Origin of the sequence: Kocuria palustris (assembly GCF_016907795.1) — a bacterium.
In the GTDB taxonomy this organism is placed as follows: domain Bacteria; phylum Actinomycetota; class Actinomycetes; order Actinomycetales; family Micrococcaceae; genus Kocuria; species Kocuria palustris.
Genome location: NZ_JAFBCR010000001.1, coordinates 2,393,298 through 2,408,948 on the forward strand (window position 1 = coordinate 2,393,298; position 15,651 = coordinate 2,408,948).

Consider the following 15,651-nt stretch of genomic DNA (forward strand, 5'->3'; position numbering starts at 1 on the left):
ACTGCGTTCCCTGACAGCTTCCGAGTGCGTCGGCTCAGGAGCTGCGTCGCTGGCGCGCCTGGACCGCCTCCAGATGGCGCGGGCGGACCGCGACCGCGTGCTGCGCATAGTCGTCGTGCCTCTTCAGCCAGGCCTTGACGTACGGGCACACCGGCACGATCCGGAAGCCGCGCTCGATCGCGTCGTCCAGGGCGAAGCGCACCAGCTGGGAGGCCACGCCCTGACCCTCGAAGGTGTCGTCGACCTCGGTGTGGAAGAAGATGCGCTCGGGCTTCTCGGCCTCCGAGGCATCCACCCAGTACGTCTTGCCGGCGATGGCGTCCCCGGACAGCGCCTCGTAGCGCTGGGGGCCGTCGTCGTTGCGGAAGCTCAGCTCAGTCATGGCGTGCCTCGGCCTTCTTCTTGCGGTCCAGTGCGCGCTCCTGGACGGGGTACTCGGACAGGATGGAGAGGCGGTTGAAGGTCCCGATGGTGATGGCCGCCCACTGCACCGCCGAGAACTGGGCGTCGGTCAGCACCTCGCGGGCGGCCTCCAGGCGCGAGCGGCGGGTGACCTGATCGGGCAGCTCGGCGGCGATCTCGGCCACGGTGAGCGCGGCGCATTCGACGTCGTCGAACAGCTCGGTCTCCTCCCAAGCGGTCAGCACGGCCAGCTGACGATCCGTGACACCGGCCCGACGCGCCAGCTTCACGTGCATGTCCAGGCAGAACCCGCAGCCGTTGAGCTGGGAGACTCGCACGTTGATCAGCTCGGCGACGACCCTGGACAGGCCGGCCTCCGCCAGTGAATCGGCCACCTGCCGGGAGAGGCCGTTGAGGGCCTTCCAGGAGGCGGGATCGGCCTTGTCGAGGTAGAACCGCGGGTCTTCGCTCATGCACCCGAGAATAACGTGACATGTCACGCGCCACAAGAGCCGGCCATGTCCGGCGACACGCCGATGTCTGCCGAGAATGCCGGTCGGAATCAAAGCGTCCGATCCAGGGGCCGAAACCGCTCCAGCGCTGGACAGTCGGGCTCCGACGGGGCGATCTGGCAGACGGAGCGGGTGGTGGCGCGGGGGTATGCGTGGGAGCGTCCCTGAAATCTTCAGAAATGCTGGATGCGAGCTGTAGCCTGTCTTACATTCAGGGGTGTCTCGGATCACATCAGCGACGGCAGAGCCCCACCAGCACTCTCCACAGGAGGTCACCATGAACCCTTCCTTCTCCCGCCGCGGACTGCTGGGCGCCTTCGCCCTCACCTCGGCCTCTGCCCTCGTCCTCACCGCCTGCGGCGGAGGCGGCGGCGAGGACAGCGACGGCCCCATCACGGCCTTCGGCACCGAGCCCGAGAACCCGCTGGTCCCCACCAACACCACCGAGCAGGGCGGTGGCCGCGTGGTCACCCTGATTTTCGTGGGCCTGATCAGCTACGACGACAATTCCGAGGCTGTCAACGAGCTGGCCGAGTCCATCGAGGCCAACGACGACAACACCGTGTGGACCATCAAGATCAAGTCCGGCAAGAAGTTCACCAACGGCGAGGACATCACCGCCCAGAGCTTCGTGGACTCCTGGAACTACGGCGCTGCCGCCAAGAACGCCCAGCAGGGCTCCTACTTCTTCGAGACCATCAAGGGCTACGACAAGGTCTCCGCCGAGGGCTCGGAGGAGGACGAGATGGAGGGCCTGGTGGCGGTGGACGACACCACCCTGGAGGTCACCCTCTCGGGCCCCGACTCCACGTTCGGCAACCGTCTGGGCTACTCCTCCTACGCCCCCATGCCGCCTTCGGCCTTCGACGACATGGAGGCCTTCGGCGAGAACCCCGTGGGCTGGGGCCCCTACAAGATGGACGGCGAGGGCGCCTGGGTCCACGACCAGGAGATGCGGCTGGTCAAGAACGAGGACTACGACGGCTCCACGCCGGCGGCCAACGACGCCGTGACCTTCAAGATCTACCAGACCGCCGAGGCCGGCTACACCGACCTCGTGGGCGGCAACCTCGATCTGCTCGACGTCATCCCGCCGTCGAACATCGAGGTCTCCGAGGACGACCTCTCCGGGCGCCTGACCAATCGCGAGTACGCGGGCAACTACACGTTCGGCATCCCGTACTACCTCGAGGGCTGGTCCGGAGAGGCCGGCAAGCTGCGCCGCCAGGCCATCTCCAAGGCGATCGACCGCGAGGAGCTCATCGAGGTGATCTTCAAGGGCGAGAACACTCCCGCGGTGGACTTCACCTCGCCGGTCGTGGCCGGCTACGACGCCGACGCCCTGAAGAACACGGCCAACGCCGAGTTCGACGCCGACGAGGCCAAGAAGCTGTGGGACCAGGCCGAGGGCATCGAGCCCTACAACGGCAACACGTTCGAGATCGCCTACAACGCAGATGGCGGCCACAAGGAGTGGGTCGACGCTGTCTGCAACATGATCAAGAACAACCTCGACATCGAGGCTGCGGGCAAGTCGTACCCGACCTTCAAGGAGCTGCGCACCGAGGCCAACGACGGCAAGCTCACCTCGGCCTTCCGCTCGGGCTGGATGGCGGACTACCCGTCGCTGTACAACTTCCTCTCCGCGCAGTACGCCACGGACGGCTCGTCGAACGACGCCCACTACGAGAACAAGGCGTTCGACGACAAGCTCAAGGAGGGCCTGGCCGCCAGCTCGGACGACGAGGCGAACAAGGCCTTCCTGGAGGCCGACGACATGCTGCTCGAGGATCTGCCCGCGATCCCGCTGTACTACCCGAACCGCACCAGCGGCTACAGCGAGGCCGTGGACAACGTGTCGCTGACCTGGAACGGCGAGATCGACTACACCAAGGTCACCCGGGCCTGATGCCTCGCGACCGGGCCGGAGCCGCTGAGCAGCTCCGGCCCGGTCGCGCTTTTCCCGCAGCCGCATCGTTCCAGGAGCCTCTCGCATCATGACTCACCACGCGCCGGCCCTCCGGCATCTCCGTACGACGGGAGGTGCCCGCTGACATGGCCTGGTACCTCGTCCGCCGCCTCCTCCAGATGATCCCGGTCTTCCTGGGAGCCATCTTCCTCGTCTACTTCCTGATGTTCGCCACCTCCGGCGATCCCACCGCCGCCCTGTGCGGCGAGAAGGGGTGCACCCCGGGCACCAAGGCCGCGCTCGAGGCCCAGTACAACCTCGACAAGCCCTTCCTGATCCAGTTCCTGCTCTACCTCAAGGGCGTCGTGACCCTGGACCTGGGCGACAACTTCTCCGGACGCCCGATCATGTCGGTCATCGCCGACACGTTCCCCACCACGATCAAGCTGGCTGCGCTCGCCGTGATCTTCGAGGCGGTCTTCGGCATCCTCTTCGGCGTGATCGCCGGCCTGCGCAAGGGCACCTGGATCGATTCGACCCTGCTCGTCGTCTCCCTGCTGGTGATCGCGGTGCCGGTGTTCGTGCTCGCCTTCGTGGCCCAGTACGTGATCGGCATCCACTTCGGGCTGGCCAGACCCACGGTCTCGGGAGGCGCACCGCTCAACGAGCTGATACTTCCAGCGCTGGTGCTGGGAGCGCTGTCCTTCGCCTACGTGCTGCGGCTGACCCGCAACTCGATCGCCGAGAACCGCGAGTCCGACCACGTCCGCACCGCCACGGCCAAGGGCCTGCCGCGCCGCCGGGTCATCACTGTGCACGTGCTGCGCAACTCCCTGATCCCGGTCGTGACCTTCCTGGGCGCCGATCTGGGCGCGCTGATGGGAGGGGCGATCGTCACCGAGTCAATCTTCAACGTCAACGGCATCGGCAATCAGCTCTACAAGGCGATCAACCTGGGCGACGGCGCCATGGTGGTCTCCATCGTGACGCTCGTGGTGGTCATCTTCCTGATCACCAACCTGGTCGTCGATCTGCTCTACGCCGTGCTCGACCCGAGGATCCGATATGCCTGAGCAGAACCAGAACCAGAACCCGGATTCCCCGCAGGGCTCGGTGCACGAGACCCTGGACCCGTCGCCTCGCGTGATGGGCTCGCACGAGGTCTACCTGCCGGATCACTTCGTGGCACCGGTGGTGGAGGATCAGGGCCGCGCCGGCATCGAGAACCAGCTCGAGGGCAAGCCCTCGAGCCTGTGGCGCGACGCCTGGTCGACCCTGCGCCGCAACCCGGTCTTCCTCGTCTCCGCCGTGCTGATGCTCTTCGTGCTGTTCGTGGCCGCGTTCCCCGGGGTGTTCACCTCGGCTGCACCCAACGCCGGGTGCGAGCTGTCGAACTCCAACGGCGGCCCCGCCCCCGGACATCCGCTGGGCTACACCAACCAGGGCTGCGACATCCTGGCCCGCGTGGTCCACGGAACGGGCCCCTCGATCATGGTGGGCTTCGGCGCCACCCTCGGCGTCGTGCTCATCGGCGGGCTGCTGGGCGCGCTGGCCGGCTACTTCGGCGGCTGGATCGACGCGATCATCTCCCGCTTCATGGACATCATCTTCGCGCTGCCGCTGATCCTGGGCGCGATCGTGTTCATGCAGGTCCCGCTCATGCGGGAGAACCGCGGCGTGACCACGCTGGCGATCACCCTGGTGATCTTCGGGTGGCCGTCGATCGCGCGCATCACTCGAAGCTCCGTGATCTCGGTGCGCAATGCGGACTTCGTGACCGCGGCGCGCTCGCTGGGCATGAGCCGGCTCGGCATCCTGTTCAAGCACGTGATCCCCAACGCCGCCGGGCCCGTCATCGTGATCGCCACGATCTCGCTGGGCACGTTCATCGTGGCCGAGTCCACGCTGTCGTTCCTGGGCATCGGGCTGCCCGCGGAGGCGATCTCCTGGGGCAATGACATCTCGGCGGCGCGGCCTCAGCTGCGCACCAACCCCGAGACGCTGTTCTGGCCCTCGCTCATGCTCTCCATCACCGTGCTGAGCTTCATCATGATGGGCGACTCGCTGCGCGACGCCCTCGACCCCAAGGGGAGGACCAAGTGAGCACCTCGGCGAACAGCCCCCAGCCCGACGGCGGCGGGAAGCACCGGGCCGAGACCCAGGGGCCCTGGGCCCCCGGGCAGGAGCCGCTGACCCGCACGGGCCGGATGGTCAGCCTCAAGGCCCACGAGATCCTCAACGCGGGTTCAGACGCCTCGGGGCAGCGCCAGCAGGGGCAGACGCCGCTGCTGGAGATGAAGGGGGTGGGCATCACCTTCAAGACCGGCACGGGTGACGTCCAGGCCGTGGCCGACTCGGACATCCGGGTGATGCGCGGGGAGACCGTCGCGATCGTGGGCGAGTCCGGCTCGGGCAAGTCCACCTCGGCGCTGGCGGCCATCGGGCTGCTGGCCTCGAACGGGCGCGTGTCCTCCGGGCAGATCCTCTTCGACGGGGAGGACATCACGCATCCGTCGGCCAAGCGGCTGGAGGCGCTGCGCGGCTCGCAGATCGGCATGGTCCCGCAGGACCCCATGTCGAACCTCAACCCGGTGTGGACCATCGGCGCGCAGGTCCGCGAGACGCTCAAGGCCAATGACAAGCCGCACGGCGACGCCGACGTGGTCCGGGCTCTGGAGGAGGCCGGGCTGCCGGATGCCGAGCGGCGCATGAAGCAGTACCCGCACGAGTTCTCCGGCGGCATGCGCCAGCGCGCGCTGATCGCCATCGGGCTCTCGTGCCGCCCGCAGCTGCTGATCGCCGATGAGCCGACCTCCGCACTCGACGTCACCGTCCAGCGCCAGATCCTGGATCACCTGGGGCGGCTGACCAGCGAGCTCGGCACCGCGGTGCTGCTGATCACCCACGACCTCGGCCTGGCCGCCGAGCGCGCGGACCGGGTGATCGTGATGCAGAAGGGCCGCGTGGTCGAGTCCGGCCCCGCGCTGAGCCTGCTGCGCGACCCGCAGCATCCCTACACCAAGGAGCTGGTGGCGGCGGTTCCGTCGCTGTCCCCGGATGATCTCGCAGCGAGCGTGGACAGCGCCGCCCCGGAGCTCATCCAGGTGAAGGATCTGGTCAAGGAGTACAAGATCCGCGGCTCGTGGGGCCGGTCCTCCGAGTTCCGCGCCGTGGACGACGTCTCCTTCACGGTGCGCCGCGGACGCACGACCGCGATCGTGGGGGAGTCCGGCTCGGGCAAGTCCACGATCGCCAAGATGCTGCTGGGACTGGAGGACATCACCTCCGGGACCGTGACCGTGGACGGCCACGACATCAGCGGGTTCAAGGGCCGACAGTGGTTCGACTACCGCCGCAAGGTGCAGCCGATCTTCCAGGACCCCTACGGCTCGCTGGATCCCATGCGCAGCGTCTTCCGCTGCATCGAGGAGCCGCTGAAGGTGCACAAGGTGGGCGATGCCGCCTCGCGCCGGGCGAAGGTCCATGACCTGCTGGACCGCGTGGCGCTGCCGCGCCAGCTCGGCGATCGCTACCCGAACGAGCTCTCGGGCGGTCAGCGCCAGCGCGTGGCCATCGCCCGGGCGCTCGCACTGGATCCGGAGATCGTGGTGTGCGACGAGGCCGTCTCGGCCCTCGACGTCCTGGTCCAGGAGCAGGTCCTGCAGCTGCTCGGCCAGCTGCAGCAGGATCTCGGTCTGACCTACCTGTTCATCACCCACGACCTGGCCGTGGTGCGGGAGATCGCCCACGACGTCTGCGTCATGGAGAAGGGCAGGCTCGTGGAGACCGGCACCGTGGACTCGGTGTTCGAGAACCCGCAGCAGGAGTACACGCGCCGACTGCTCGACGCGATCCCCGGCAAGGACCTCCTGGAGGTCTGAGCGCGGTCCCGCACCGGGCCCCGTCGTCGTCTCCTTCCGGGACGGCGACGGGGCCCTTCCGCGTTCCTGCTCAGCCCACCAGCCCGAGCTCGTGGGCCAGCACCACGGCTTGCACGCGGTCGCGAGCTCCTGTCTTGGCGAGCACGCGGGAGACATGTGTCTTCACGGTCGGCTCGGAGAGCACCAGCGCCTCCATGATCTCGTGGTTCGACAGCCCGCGGCCCACAAGCCCGAAGACCTCCTGCTCGCGGGGCGTCAGGGCCTGGAGGCGGGGGTCATCGGCCACGGTGCGCTGCGGCGGGTCGATGAACCGGCGCATCAGGCGCTGTGTGGTCGACGGCGCGATCACGGCGTCGCCGCGGGCGCAGGTGCGCAGGGCGCCGAGCAGCTCCTCCGGCTCGGCGTCCTTGAGCAGGAAGCCCGAAGCCCCGGCTCGGATGCCCTCGAGCGCGTACTCGTCCAGATCGAAAGTGGTCAGCAGGACCACCGTGACCTGCGGATGCTCGGCCAGGATGCGACGGGTGGCCTCCAGGCCGTCCATGCCTGGCATGCGGATGTCCATGAGCAGGACGTCGGGCGCCTCACCGGTCGCGGCCAGGCGCGCGACGAGGTCCACGGCCGCCTGGCCGTCCCCGGCCTCGCCGCCCACGACGAGGTCGGGCTGCGAGCCGATCAGCATGGCCATGCCGCTGCGGATCAGGGGCTGGTCGTCGATCAGCAGGATGCGCAGGGGATCGGTCATCGGGTGCCCTCCTCGGTGGTCGTGGGGGTGCCGTGCTGCGGGTCGGTGGCCTGCGGATCACGTGGAAGATGCGGACCCTTCTCGGCCGGCTGATCCCGTGCGGTCGGCTGGTCTCGTTCGTCCTGCTGGTCGGATGCCTCGGACGAGGCGGCTGGCACGTTCCGGGCCTCGGCGGGCAGGCGACCGGCGAGCAGCCATCGTCCGGGCGATGCGGGGTCGGGGCCGGCCTGGATGGTCCCGCCGTAGAGACCGAAGCGCTCGCGCAGGCCGCGCAGGCCCTGTCCGCCGCCGTCGTGCCCCGGGCGGGGAGGCTCGGGGGACTCCGCGCCCAGGCCGTCGCTGGTGACGCGGACGGTCAGCTCCGCGCCGTCGTGGCGGAGCTCGACCCTGACCCGGGAGGCATCCGGGGCGTGCTTGAGCGTGTTGGTCAGGCCCTCCTGCACGAGGCGGTAGGACGCCAAGGAGGGTCCTGAGGCCAGCTCCGGCAGCGGCTCCGGGGAGGTCTCCACATCGATCTGCAGACCGGCGCTGCGCACCGAGTCCACGAGCGCCGGGAGGTCCTGCACGGTGGGGACCGGAGCGCGCTCGGCCTCCTCGCCTTCGGTGCGCAGCACGCCCAGCAGGCTGCGCATCTCGCTGAGCGACCCGCGAGCGGTCGTGGCGATCGTGGCCAGGACGTCGGCGGCCACTGAGGGATCGCTGCGCACGGCGTACCGGGCGCCGTCGGCCTGGGCGATCACGACGGACAGCGAGTGGGCCACCACATCGTGCATCTCCCGGGCGATGCGGGTGCGCTCGTCCTGTGCGGCCAGGCGCACCTCCTGATCGCGCTCGACCTCCAGGCGGTGCGCCCTCTCGGCGAGGACGTCGGCGCGGTGCGCCTCGGCCTCCCGACGCTGCAGGGTCACACGATGCAGATCGCCGGCCAGGTACGCGGCGACGATGATCAGCATCATCATGATCCCCTGGGTGGCGGCGCCGATGGCCCACTCGGTGGTCGTGACCTCGGCGATGCCGAAGGACAGGGGACCGCCCAGGCGCCATCCGGGCCAGCTGGCGCTGACGATCGCAGCCACCAGCAGGGCCAGCGCCAGCACCGACACACGGGTGCGACGGCGGCAGCGCGAGGCCACGGTGTAGAGCAGCCAGGGCACGCCGAGCAGGCCGATGCCCAGGGGGAAGACCCCCAGCACCACCGTGGCGATCACGGACAGGAGGGCGAACAGCGCGGCGGATAGGGCGGGGCGCAGGGGCCGCAGGACCAGCACGGCGATGAGCGCCAGCGAGCAGGCCATCTGCGCCGGCGAGCTCACGGTCACGAGCGTGGTGAAGGCAGCCAGCGCCAGCAGGAACAGGGCATTGGCCCAGACGGAGTGGGTGCGCAGCCAGTCGGCCACGCGGTGATGCAGCTGCATGGGACCTCGGGGGTATCGAGCGGATGGGCATCGCGTCGGCACTGGGGCGACGGGCCTCGAGGCGGCCGCGTCGACAGGACAGCGGAGAGCGCTCAGGGCAACGGCCACGGCCGGGACCCGACGGATCGGGCCCCGGCCGCGGACGCGGACCGGATCAGTCCAACGATGCCAGACCCTCCACGGGGGCCACCCGTGTGGCGCGGCGGGCCGGCAGGGCCGAGGACACCAGGGCCACGACGAGCACGCCGATCGCCACCGCGAGCAGACCGCCCCACGGGACCGTGATCGCCACGGGGATGGTGTCGGGGACCATCGCGGAGACCACGCCGGTGCCCAGCAGCCAGCCGGCCACCGCTCCCGCGACGCCGGCCGCGGCGGAGATGACCAGCGCCTCGCGGCGGATCATGGCACCGAGCTGACCGCGTGAGAGCCCCAGGGCCCGCAGCAGCGAGTTCTCCCGCGTGCGCTCCAGCACCGACAGCGACATTGTGGACGTGATGCCCAGGACGGAGACCGCCACGGCGGCGGCCAGCAGGCCCAGCGCAACCCAGAGCATCACGTTGAGGATGTCGACCATCATGGCCTTCTGCATGCCGTTCGCCGCGATCTCGTAGGCCTCGGTGTCCGTGAGCTCGGCGATCTCCTGTGCTGCGGTCGTGGTCTCCGTGGAGCCGATGCCGCGCTCGAGATCCACCTCCACGACGTCGTCCGTCTGCTCGACGGAGACCACCGAGTCGACGTCCTCGATCTGCTGCAGGGTGTCCTGGTCCACCTGCTGGGAGACGGTGATGTCCACCGGCATGGAGCGGTCCAGGTCATCGAGCACCGACTTCTGCGCCACGGCGTGGCCGGTGAGCACGGTGGTCACCAGCGTGATGCCGATCAGCAGCGCGGTGGCCGTCGTCGTGGTGCGGGACTTGTGCCGGATCGCGTTCGCGGCTGCCAGCCGTGACGGGACGCCGCCGGGCAGGATCCGTCCCAGCACGCCGACGATCGCCGGCATCCACAGCCGCGAGGTGAGGATCAGGCCCACGCCCGCGCCGATCCCGCTCACGACGCCCACGGCGGGGTGGTCGTGCGTGAAGGCGGCCCATGCCAGGGCGATCACCGAGGGGATCAGGACGAGCAGCCCGAACCCGGAGCGCACCCACGGGATCCGCTCGGCGCGACGGGAGCCTCGCATGCCGTCCAGCGGGGAGGCGCCCATGGCCCGGCGCGCGGGCCCGAGCGAGGCCAGCACGGTCACCAGGATGCCGATCACCAGGCCCAGGACGATGTCCTTGGGGGCCACGGCGACGTCGATCGGGGCGGTGGCGGGAAGCAGCGGCTCGAGCGCGAAGCCCGCACCGACCACCGCCGCTACACCGATCGCCGAGGAGACGAGCCCGAGCACGAGCGCCTCGAGCAGCACCGAGCGCTGGATCTGGCCGCCGGTGGCACCCAGGCAGCGCAGCAGCGCCAGCTCGCGGGCCCGCTGGGCCGTGAGCACTCCGAAGGTCGTGGTGATCACCAGGAAGGCCACCAGCACGGCCAGCATGGCGAAGGCCAGCAGGAAGGCGGACAGACCGGCGGCGGCGCCTGCCATGTCCTCGAGGGCGTCCTCGGTCTGCTCCTGCGGGGTCTGCACCAGGAAGGCGGTGTCGCCGGGCAGGGACTCGAGCTGATCCTGGATGTCCGCGCGCACGGTCTCCAGGTCCGCGCCGTCGGCCAGGGCGATCTGGGTGCTGGAGGAGACCGGCAGCATGTCGGTGTCGAACGGGGAGATGGTGCTCATGACGTCGGGCGAGACCCAGGCCATGTACATGTCCGCGCCGCTCTCGGCGCCCACGATGCCCGTGACGGTGACCTCGGCGTCCCCGCCGGACGGGATCATCTGATCCTCAGACATGCCCTGCTCCTCCGCCGACTGCACGGACAGGGTGATCGTGTCGTCGACGCCCACGCCGAGGTCTTCGGCGCGCTTGGTGTTCAGCGCGATCTCGTTCTCGCCCTGGGGCATGGAGCCCTCGTCGAGCTCCCAGGGGAAGATCTGGGGATCCTCCGGCGCGGTGCCGATGTAGAGGACCGGGGAGGAGCTGTCGTTCGATTCGACGTCGACGGCGGTGCCGGTCGGGGCCCACACCGTCTCCACGCCGTCGATGTCCTGCAGCTGCTTGATGTCTCCGCTGGAGACGTAGTCAGCCCCGTACAGGGACTCGGGGTCCTCGGGATCGGAGGCCTCGGTCTCCTCGGTCTCTGCATAGGTGCTGTTCTCCCAGTCCTCGCTCACCACCAGATCCGCGTTGCGGGTCGAGTCGGCGATGGTCGAGACCATCGAGTGCTGCATGGTGGTGCCGAGCATCAGCGACCCGGTCGCGAAGGCGGCCGAGACGGCGATCGCCAGCAGGATCAGGACGTAGCGGGTCCACTGCAGGCGCAGTCGGCTCAGGACGATGCGGCGCATCAGCGCACACCCCCTGCCCTGCTGCCGTCGGCGACCGGGCGGCCGGCGCGGGACTCGTCCGAGACGATCGCCCCGTCCTGCACGCGCACGGTGCGGTCCGCGAAGTCCGCCACACGGGGGTCGTGGGTCACGACGACGACCGTGTGGCCCTGCTGGTGGACGGTGTCGGCCAGCAGCTGCAGGACCTGGGTGGTGGTGTCGGTGTCCAGGGCTCCGGTGGGCTCGTCGGCGATGATGACGTCCGGGCTCGTGATCAGCGCGCGGGCGATCGCCACGCGCTGCTGCTGACCGCCCGAGAGCTCGTCGGGGCGGTGGTCCAGGCGCTCGGCGAGGCCCAGGCTGTCGGTGATCCGGGCCAGCAGCTCGGGATCGGGTCGGTGCCCGGCCAGGGTCAGGGGCAGCTCGATGTTCTGCCGCGCGGTGAGCACGGGGACCAGGTTGAAGGCCTGGAACACGAAGCCCACGTGCTCGCGACGGAACTCGGTGAGCTCCTTGTCGTTGAGGGAGACGATGTCCCGGCCGCCCACCACGATGGAGGTCTCCGGGCGACGATCGGGGGAGTCCAGACCGGCCAGGCAGTGCACCAGGGTGGACTTGCCGGAGCCCGAGGGCCCGACGACGGCGGTGAAGGTCCCTCGCTCGATGTCCAGGGAGACGGAGTCCAGGGCGGTGACGGTCAGCTCGCCGTCGCCGTAGGTCTTGGAGACGTTCCGGGCGGCCACCGCGAGCTCGCGCGGGGGCTGCCAGGGGGTGTGCGGGATGGCTTGGTGGGTGTGGCCGGACGGGGCAGAAGACTCAGGCGATGTGCTCATGGTCCAAGACTGCGCCCTCCAGGCCTGCGGCACATCGGACCGACGGCCTATCCGGGACAGTTGTCAGGTCATCCCGGGGTATGACGGCCTGTGGCGTCGGTCGTGGTCGCGGGCTCCGGTGCGGCCTCCGGCGGACTGCTGGGTGGCCGTCGTCGTTCAGAGCAGCCCGAGCACTCCCTTGACCACGGCGGCCGCCCCGCCGAGACCGGCGAGGATCAGCGCCAGTGTGCGGGCGCGCTCGGGCGTCACGCGGGACTCGAGGGCGGCGGCGACTCCCACCCCGCCGAGCACCAGGGCGATCACCGCGGGCAGGACCCACCACGGGGGCAGTCCCTGGTCTCCGGTGGCGCCCATCAGGGACTTGAGCACGACCGACATCAGTCCCATGGACATGAAGATCGGCTGCAGCGACGCCGCGAACGCCTTCTGCTCCCAGCGGGTGAGCCGCGAGACGATGACCATGGCCGGGGCGGCCACTCCTGCGGTGGTGTTCAGCAGGCCGCCGACAGCTCCGGCCACGGGCAGCGCGGCGCGATTCGTGACATGCGGCAGCTCCGGCGTGGCGACGGTGAGCGACAGGGCGATGAGCACCAGCACGCCGATGCCGATCTGCAGCCAGGAGGCCTCCAGCCACAGCACCAGCAGAGCGCCCAGAACCGCCCCCGGCAGGGCAGCGGCGATCACGATCCCCGCGCGGCGCCAGTCCACGCGCTTGCGGACCGAGAGCATGATCGTGAATCCGGAGACGGTGGTGACCGCATTCGTCAGCATCACCCCGGCCACGGGTCCGAGCAGCAGGGAGAGCACCGGGGTCACCACCAGCCCCACGCCGGTGCCCGAGAGCCGCTGCAGCGCGGAGCCGATCAGGATCGCCGCGGCAGCCAGCACCAGAGCGCCCCACGAGAGGTCGCTCAGCATCCTGGCTCCATGGCGTGGCCCCTAGAGTGATTCACGGCACGTTCGATCAGCCACCACGCTACTCGCCTGAAAGGTCCCCCCATGTCGATGGATGCTCCGGCCGCCCGTCCGTCCGCACTCGATGCCCTCGAGGTGCCGCTGATCGCAGCGCCCATGGCCGGCGGGCCGTCGAGCCCGGGGCTGGCGATCGCGGTCGCGCGCGCAGGCGGACTGGGGATGCTGGCTGCCGGGTATCAGTCGGCCGAGGCGCTCGCCGAGCAGATCGCGGCGGTGCGGTCGGGGCTGCGTGACGTCGAGCGTCTGTTCGGCGTCAACGTGTTCGTGGCGGAGTCCTCGCCCACCGATACGCAGCAGCTCGCGGACTTCCGCTCGCGGTGGGTGCAGGCGGTCGCTGCGCTCGATGCCGAGATGGGGGAGCAGGCCGCGGCGCGCCCGCTTCCCGACTACTCGGACGACGGCTGGGATCAGAAGATCGCCCTGCTGGTCGAGGATCCGGTGCCTGTCGTGAGCTTCACCTTCGGCCTGCCGCCGGCGGCCACGATCCGGGCGCTGCAGGATGCGGGCACGACTGTGCTGCTGTCGGTGTCCTCGTCCGAGGAGGCGGTGGAGGCCGCGGCCTTCGGCCCCGACGCCCTGGTCCTGCAGGGCCCCGACGCCGGCGGGCATCGCTTCACGCTCGCGCAGGACACTGCGCCGGGGACCACCCCGCTGCCGGAGCTGCTGGAGCAGACGCTGGCGGCGCTGGCGTCGTCCCATCCGCAGCTGCCGGTCATCGCGGCGGGCGGCATCTCCTTCCGCGCGGAGGCGGCTCGGCTGCTGGAAACGGGGGCCCACGCCGTGCAGGTGGGCACCCTCTTCCTCGCCGCCGAGGAGGCCGGCACCGGGGCGGTCCATCGGGAGGCAGTGCTGGCTGCGGCGGGCGATCCGTCGTCGGCGCAGACCGTGGTGACGCGCGCGTTCTCCGGTCGCCCTGCTCGGGCGCTGTCCACGCCGTTCACCGAGGCGATGGCCGAGCACGAGATCGCGGGCTATCCGCAGGTCAACTCGCTGACGTCGCCGATCCGCAAGGCCGCGGCTGCCGCGGGGAAGCGGGAGCTGGTGCACCTGTGGGCCGGCACGGGCTTCCCCGCGTGCCGAGCCCGCCCCGCCGCCGAGATCGTGGAGTCCTTCCGGGGCCTGTGACCCGCACCGGATCACGTGCATCCTCGGCTGCGTTCTGTCCCGAGCCGTACCGCCGCACGCGTCCCACCGCGACGTCCCACCGCGCCCCACCGGGCCGCGCCGGCCCCGCCCACCCGACCACCGCCTGCCCCGCGACTGGCCGATTCCTCACCTGTTCCGCCGTGACTGGCCGATCCTTCACCGATTCGACGTCGAACCGGTGAAGGATCGGCCCCTCGATGCGGGTTCCGTGGGGAATCGGCCACTCGGTAGCGCACCCAATGCCGGTCGACGCAGCCCAGAGACAGGAGGAACGCTCCGTGCGTGATCGCGAGACCATCCGAGCGATCTACGACGAGGTGGCACCGGCCTATGCCGCGGCCCTGCCGGATCTGCGAGCTGAGCAGCCACTCGACCGTGCGCTGCTGCGGGTCCTCGCCGAAGAGGTCCAGGAGGCGGGCGGCGATCGGGTGCTGGACGCCGGGTGCGGGACCGGCCGCATGCTGGGTCCGCTGCAGGAGCTCGGGCTGAGGGCCGTCGGCATCGATCTCTCCCCGGCAATGCTCGCCGAGGCCCGTTCCGCGATGCCCGGAGCCGAGCTTCATGTGGCGGATCTCGCGGAGCTGCCCTTCGACGACGCGAGCTTCGACGGCGTCGTGGCCTGGTACTCGCTGATCCACCACGATGTTTCATCGCTGCACGATGCGCTGGCGGAGCTGGCCCGTGTGACCCGCGACGACGGCAGGCTCCTGACGGCCTTCCATGCGGGCACGGGTCAGGCGCCCGGCGCACGGGCCTACGGGACGGCGCACACGATGCCCAAGCATCTGCGGGAGCCTGTCGAGATCGCCGAAATGCTGCATCGCACGGGATGGGCGACGACGGCCGCGATCCGACGGGAGCCGGTGCACGAGCGGCACCCTCAGGGCTTCGTCATGGCGCGTCGTCGCCCGCGACGCAGCGACGACTGAGTCGATTCTCAGGCCGAGAGGCCTGCAGCAGCACTGGCCACGAGGGCGACAGCGCGAGGGACCCAGCGCCCGGCGAGGAGCTCCTGCTCCACCAGATCGCGCGCCGTGAGTCGGATCTCCTTCCACCCGTTCTGGGCCGTGGCACGCTGTCGTCGCACATCCCGTTCGCGCTGGCCCTGCTGATCATGGTGAGTGCCGTCGTGTTGGATGCTGATCCGCAGCACGGGGTCAGCGAGGTCAGGCAGGACCGGGTATCCGTCGGGGCCGCGCAGCTCGAGGTCGGGTCGGAAGCCTCCGTACCCGTGGTCCTCCAGCATCAGGCCCAGCCGCGTCTCGGGCTCGGAGTCGACGCCCCGCCCCGCCGCGCTCGCTCCAGGGCTCGCAGCACAGCACGCCGTCCCCTGGTCCCCGCGAGCTCGCTCAGGTCGCGCTCGAGCAGCTCCAGACTGCGCAGCGCCGGCGGAAGCCCCAGAGCACGGCCGCCG

14 protein-coding genes are annotated in these 15,651 nt (G+C 70.1%); 6 read left to right on the top strand and 8 right to left on the bottom strand.

Annotated elements, in window-relative coordinates:
- Positions 1-34: 34 nt before the first annotated feature.
- The gene (locus tag JOE55_RS10710) at positions 35-382 is read right to left on the bottom strand and encodes a GNAT family N-acetyltransferase (protein ID WP_204782899.1); all 348 of its coding nucleotides are present in this window, start codon (positions 380-382) and stop codon (positions 35-37) included.
- Positions 375-875 carry a carboxymuconolactone decarboxylase family protein gene (locus tag JOE55_RS10715; RefSeq protein ID WP_024290934.1) on the bottom strand — a complete coding sequence of 167 codons (501 nt, stop codon included), beginning with the start codon at positions 873-875 and terminating at the stop codon, positions 375-377. Before JOE55_RS10715 ends, JOE55_RS10710 begins: the two co-directional genes overlap by 8 nt.
- A gap of 316 nt (positions 876-1,191) precedes the next feature.
- Between JOE55_RS10715 and JOE55_RS10720 the strand changes: the two genes are divergently transcribed.
- The 4 genes from JOE55_RS10720 (at position 1,192) to JOE55_RS10735 (ending at position 6,704) form a co-directional block, all read left to right on the top strand.
- Positions 1,192-2,823: a peptide ABC transporter substrate-binding protein gene (locus JOE55_RS10720; RefSeq protein WP_204782900.1), complete on the top strand. Its 1,632-nt coding sequence runs from the start codon at positions 1,192-1,194 to the stop codon at positions 2,821-2,823.
- Between the two features lie 146 nt (positions 2,824-2,969).
- The gene (locus JOE55_RS10725; RefSeq protein WP_006214935.1) at positions 2,970-3,896 is read left to right on the top strand and encodes an ABC transporter permease; all 927 of its coding nucleotides are present in this window, start codon (positions 2,970-2,972) and stop codon (positions 3,894-3,896) included.
- Positions 3,889-4,926 carry an ABC transporter permease gene (locus JOE55_RS10730; protein WP_144421608.1) on the top strand — a complete coding sequence of 346 codons (1,038 nt, stop codon included), beginning with the start codon at positions 3,889-3,891 and terminating at the stop codon, positions 4,924-4,926. Before JOE55_RS10725 ends, JOE55_RS10730 begins: the two co-directional genes overlap by 8 nt.
- A 191-nt stretch (positions 4,927-5,117) precedes the next feature.
- Complete coding sequence (locus tag JOE55_RS10735; RefSeq protein WP_231861065.1) at positions 5,118-6,704, top strand: dipeptide ABC transporter ATP-binding protein; 1,587 nt, start codon at positions 5,118-5,120, stop codon at positions 6,702-6,704.
- A gap of 70 nt (positions 6,705-6,774) precedes the next feature.
- Here JOE55_RS10735 and JOE55_RS10740 read toward each other — a convergent pair whose 3' ends face one another.
- From JOE55_RS10740 to JOE55_RS10760, 5 genes are all read right to left on the bottom strand, one after another.
- Entirely contained in the window at positions 6,775-7,446 is a 672-nt protein-coding gene (locus JOE55_RS10740; RefSeq protein WP_204782902.1) for a response regulator, read from the bottom strand.
- Complete coding sequence (locus JOE55_RS10745) at positions 7,443-8,861, bottom strand: sensor histidine kinase (RefSeq protein WP_204782904.1); 1,419 nt, start codon at positions 8,859-8,861, stop codon at positions 7,443-7,445. The genes JOE55_RS10740 and JOE55_RS10745 overlap by 4 nt, the downstream gene beginning before the upstream one ends.
- Positions 8,862-9,015: 154 nt before the next feature.
- Positions 9,016-11,304: an FtsX-like permease family protein gene (locus tag JOE55_RS10750; RefSeq protein WP_204782906.1), complete on the bottom strand. Its 2,289-nt coding sequence runs from the start codon at positions 11,302-11,304 to the stop codon at positions 9,016-9,018.
- The gene (locus JOE55_RS10755) at positions 11,304-12,116 is read right to left on the bottom strand and encodes an ABC transporter ATP-binding protein (RefSeq protein ID WP_100244710.1); all 813 of its coding nucleotides are present in this window, start codon (positions 12,114-12,116) and stop codon (positions 11,304-11,306) included. The genes JOE55_RS10750 and JOE55_RS10755 overlap by 1 nt, the downstream gene beginning before the upstream one ends.
- 156 nt (positions 12,117-12,272) lie before the next feature.
- Positions 12,273-13,034, bottom strand: coding sequence for a sulfite exporter TauE/SafE family protein (locus tag JOE55_RS10760; RefSeq protein WP_204782907.1), 762 nt, complete (start codon positions 13,032-13,034; stop codon positions 12,273-12,275).
- Positions 13,035-13,115: 81 nt separating this feature from the next.
- Here JOE55_RS10760 and JOE55_RS10765 point away from each other — a divergent pair, with 81 nt between their 5' ends.
- Together JOE55_RS10765 and JOE55_RS10770 are read left to right on the top strand one after the other, a co-directional pair.
- On the top strand, positions 13,116-14,216 hold the full coding sequence (locus JOE55_RS10765) for an NAD(P)H-dependent flavin oxidoreductase (protein WP_239546620.1): 1,101 nt from the start codon (positions 13,116-13,118) through the stop codon (positions 14,214-14,216).
- Between the two features lie 299 nt (positions 14,217-14,515).
- On the top strand, positions 14,516-15,166 hold the full coding sequence (locus JOE55_RS10770; RefSeq protein WP_204782909.1) for a methyltransferase domain-containing protein: 651 nt from the start codon (positions 14,516-14,518) through the stop codon (positions 15,164-15,166).
- An 8-nt stretch (positions 15,167-15,174) separates the two neighbouring features.
- On the opposite strand, the gene JOE55_RS10775 is transcribed toward JOE55_RS10770, so the two are convergent.
- Complete coding sequence (locus tag JOE55_RS10775) at positions 15,175-15,483, bottom strand: hypothetical protein (RefSeq protein WP_204782910.1); 309 nt, start codon at positions 15,481-15,483, stop codon at positions 15,175-15,177.
- Positions 15,484-15,651 lie beyond the last annotated feature (168 nt).

Coding starts and splice junctions, on each gene's coding strand:
- JOE55_RS10715 (WP_024290934.1), bottom strand. CDS start 875: ATGAGCGAAGACCCGCGGTTCTACCTCGACAAGGCCGATCCCGCCTCC.
- JOE55_RS10755 (WP_100244710.1), bottom strand. CDS start 12,116: ATGAGCACATCGCCTGAGTCTTCTGCCCCGTCCGGCCACACCCACCAA.
- JOE55_RS10765 (WP_239546620.1), top strand. CDS start 13,116: ATGTCGATGGATGCTCCGGCCGCCCGTCCGTCCGCACTCGATGCCCTC.
- JOE55_RS10710 (WP_204782899.1), bottom strand. CDS start 382: ATGACTGAGCTGAGCTTCCGCAACGACGACGGCCCCCAGCGCTACGAG.
- JOE55_RS10750 (WP_204782906.1), bottom strand. CDS start 11,304: ATGCGCCGCATCGTCCTGAGCCGACTGCGCCTGCAGTGGACCCGCTAC.
- JOE55_RS10720 (WP_204782900.1), top strand. CDS start 1,192: ATGAACCCTTCCTTCTCCCGCCGCGGACTGCTGGGCGCCTTCGCCCTC.
- JOE55_RS10735 (WP_231861065.1), top strand. CDS start 5,118: ATGAAGGGGGTGGGCATCACCTTCAAGACCGGCACGGGTGACGTCCAG.
- JOE55_RS10775 (WP_204782910.1), bottom strand. CDS start 15,483: ATGCTGGAGGACCACGGGTACGGAGGCTTCCGACCCGACCTCGAGCTG.
- JOE55_RS10740 (WP_204782902.1), bottom strand. CDS start 7,446: ATGACCGATCCCCTGCGCATCCTGCTGATCGACGACCAGCCCCTGATC.
- JOE55_RS10745 (WP_204782904.1), bottom strand. CDS start 8,861: ATGCAGCTGCATCACCGCGTGGCCGACTGGCTGCGCACCCACTCCGTC.
- JOE55_RS10760 (WP_204782907.1), bottom strand. CDS start 13,034: ATGCTGAGCGACCTCTCGTGGGGCGCTCTGGTGCTGGCTGCCGCGGCG.
- JOE55_RS10725 (WP_006214935.1), top strand. CDS start 2,970: ATGGCCTGGTACCTCGTCCGCCGCCTCCTCCAGATGATCCCGGTCTTC.
- JOE55_RS10730 (WP_144421608.1), top strand. CDS start 3,889: ATGCCTGAGCAGAACCAGAACCAGAACCCGGATTCCCCGCAGGGCTCG.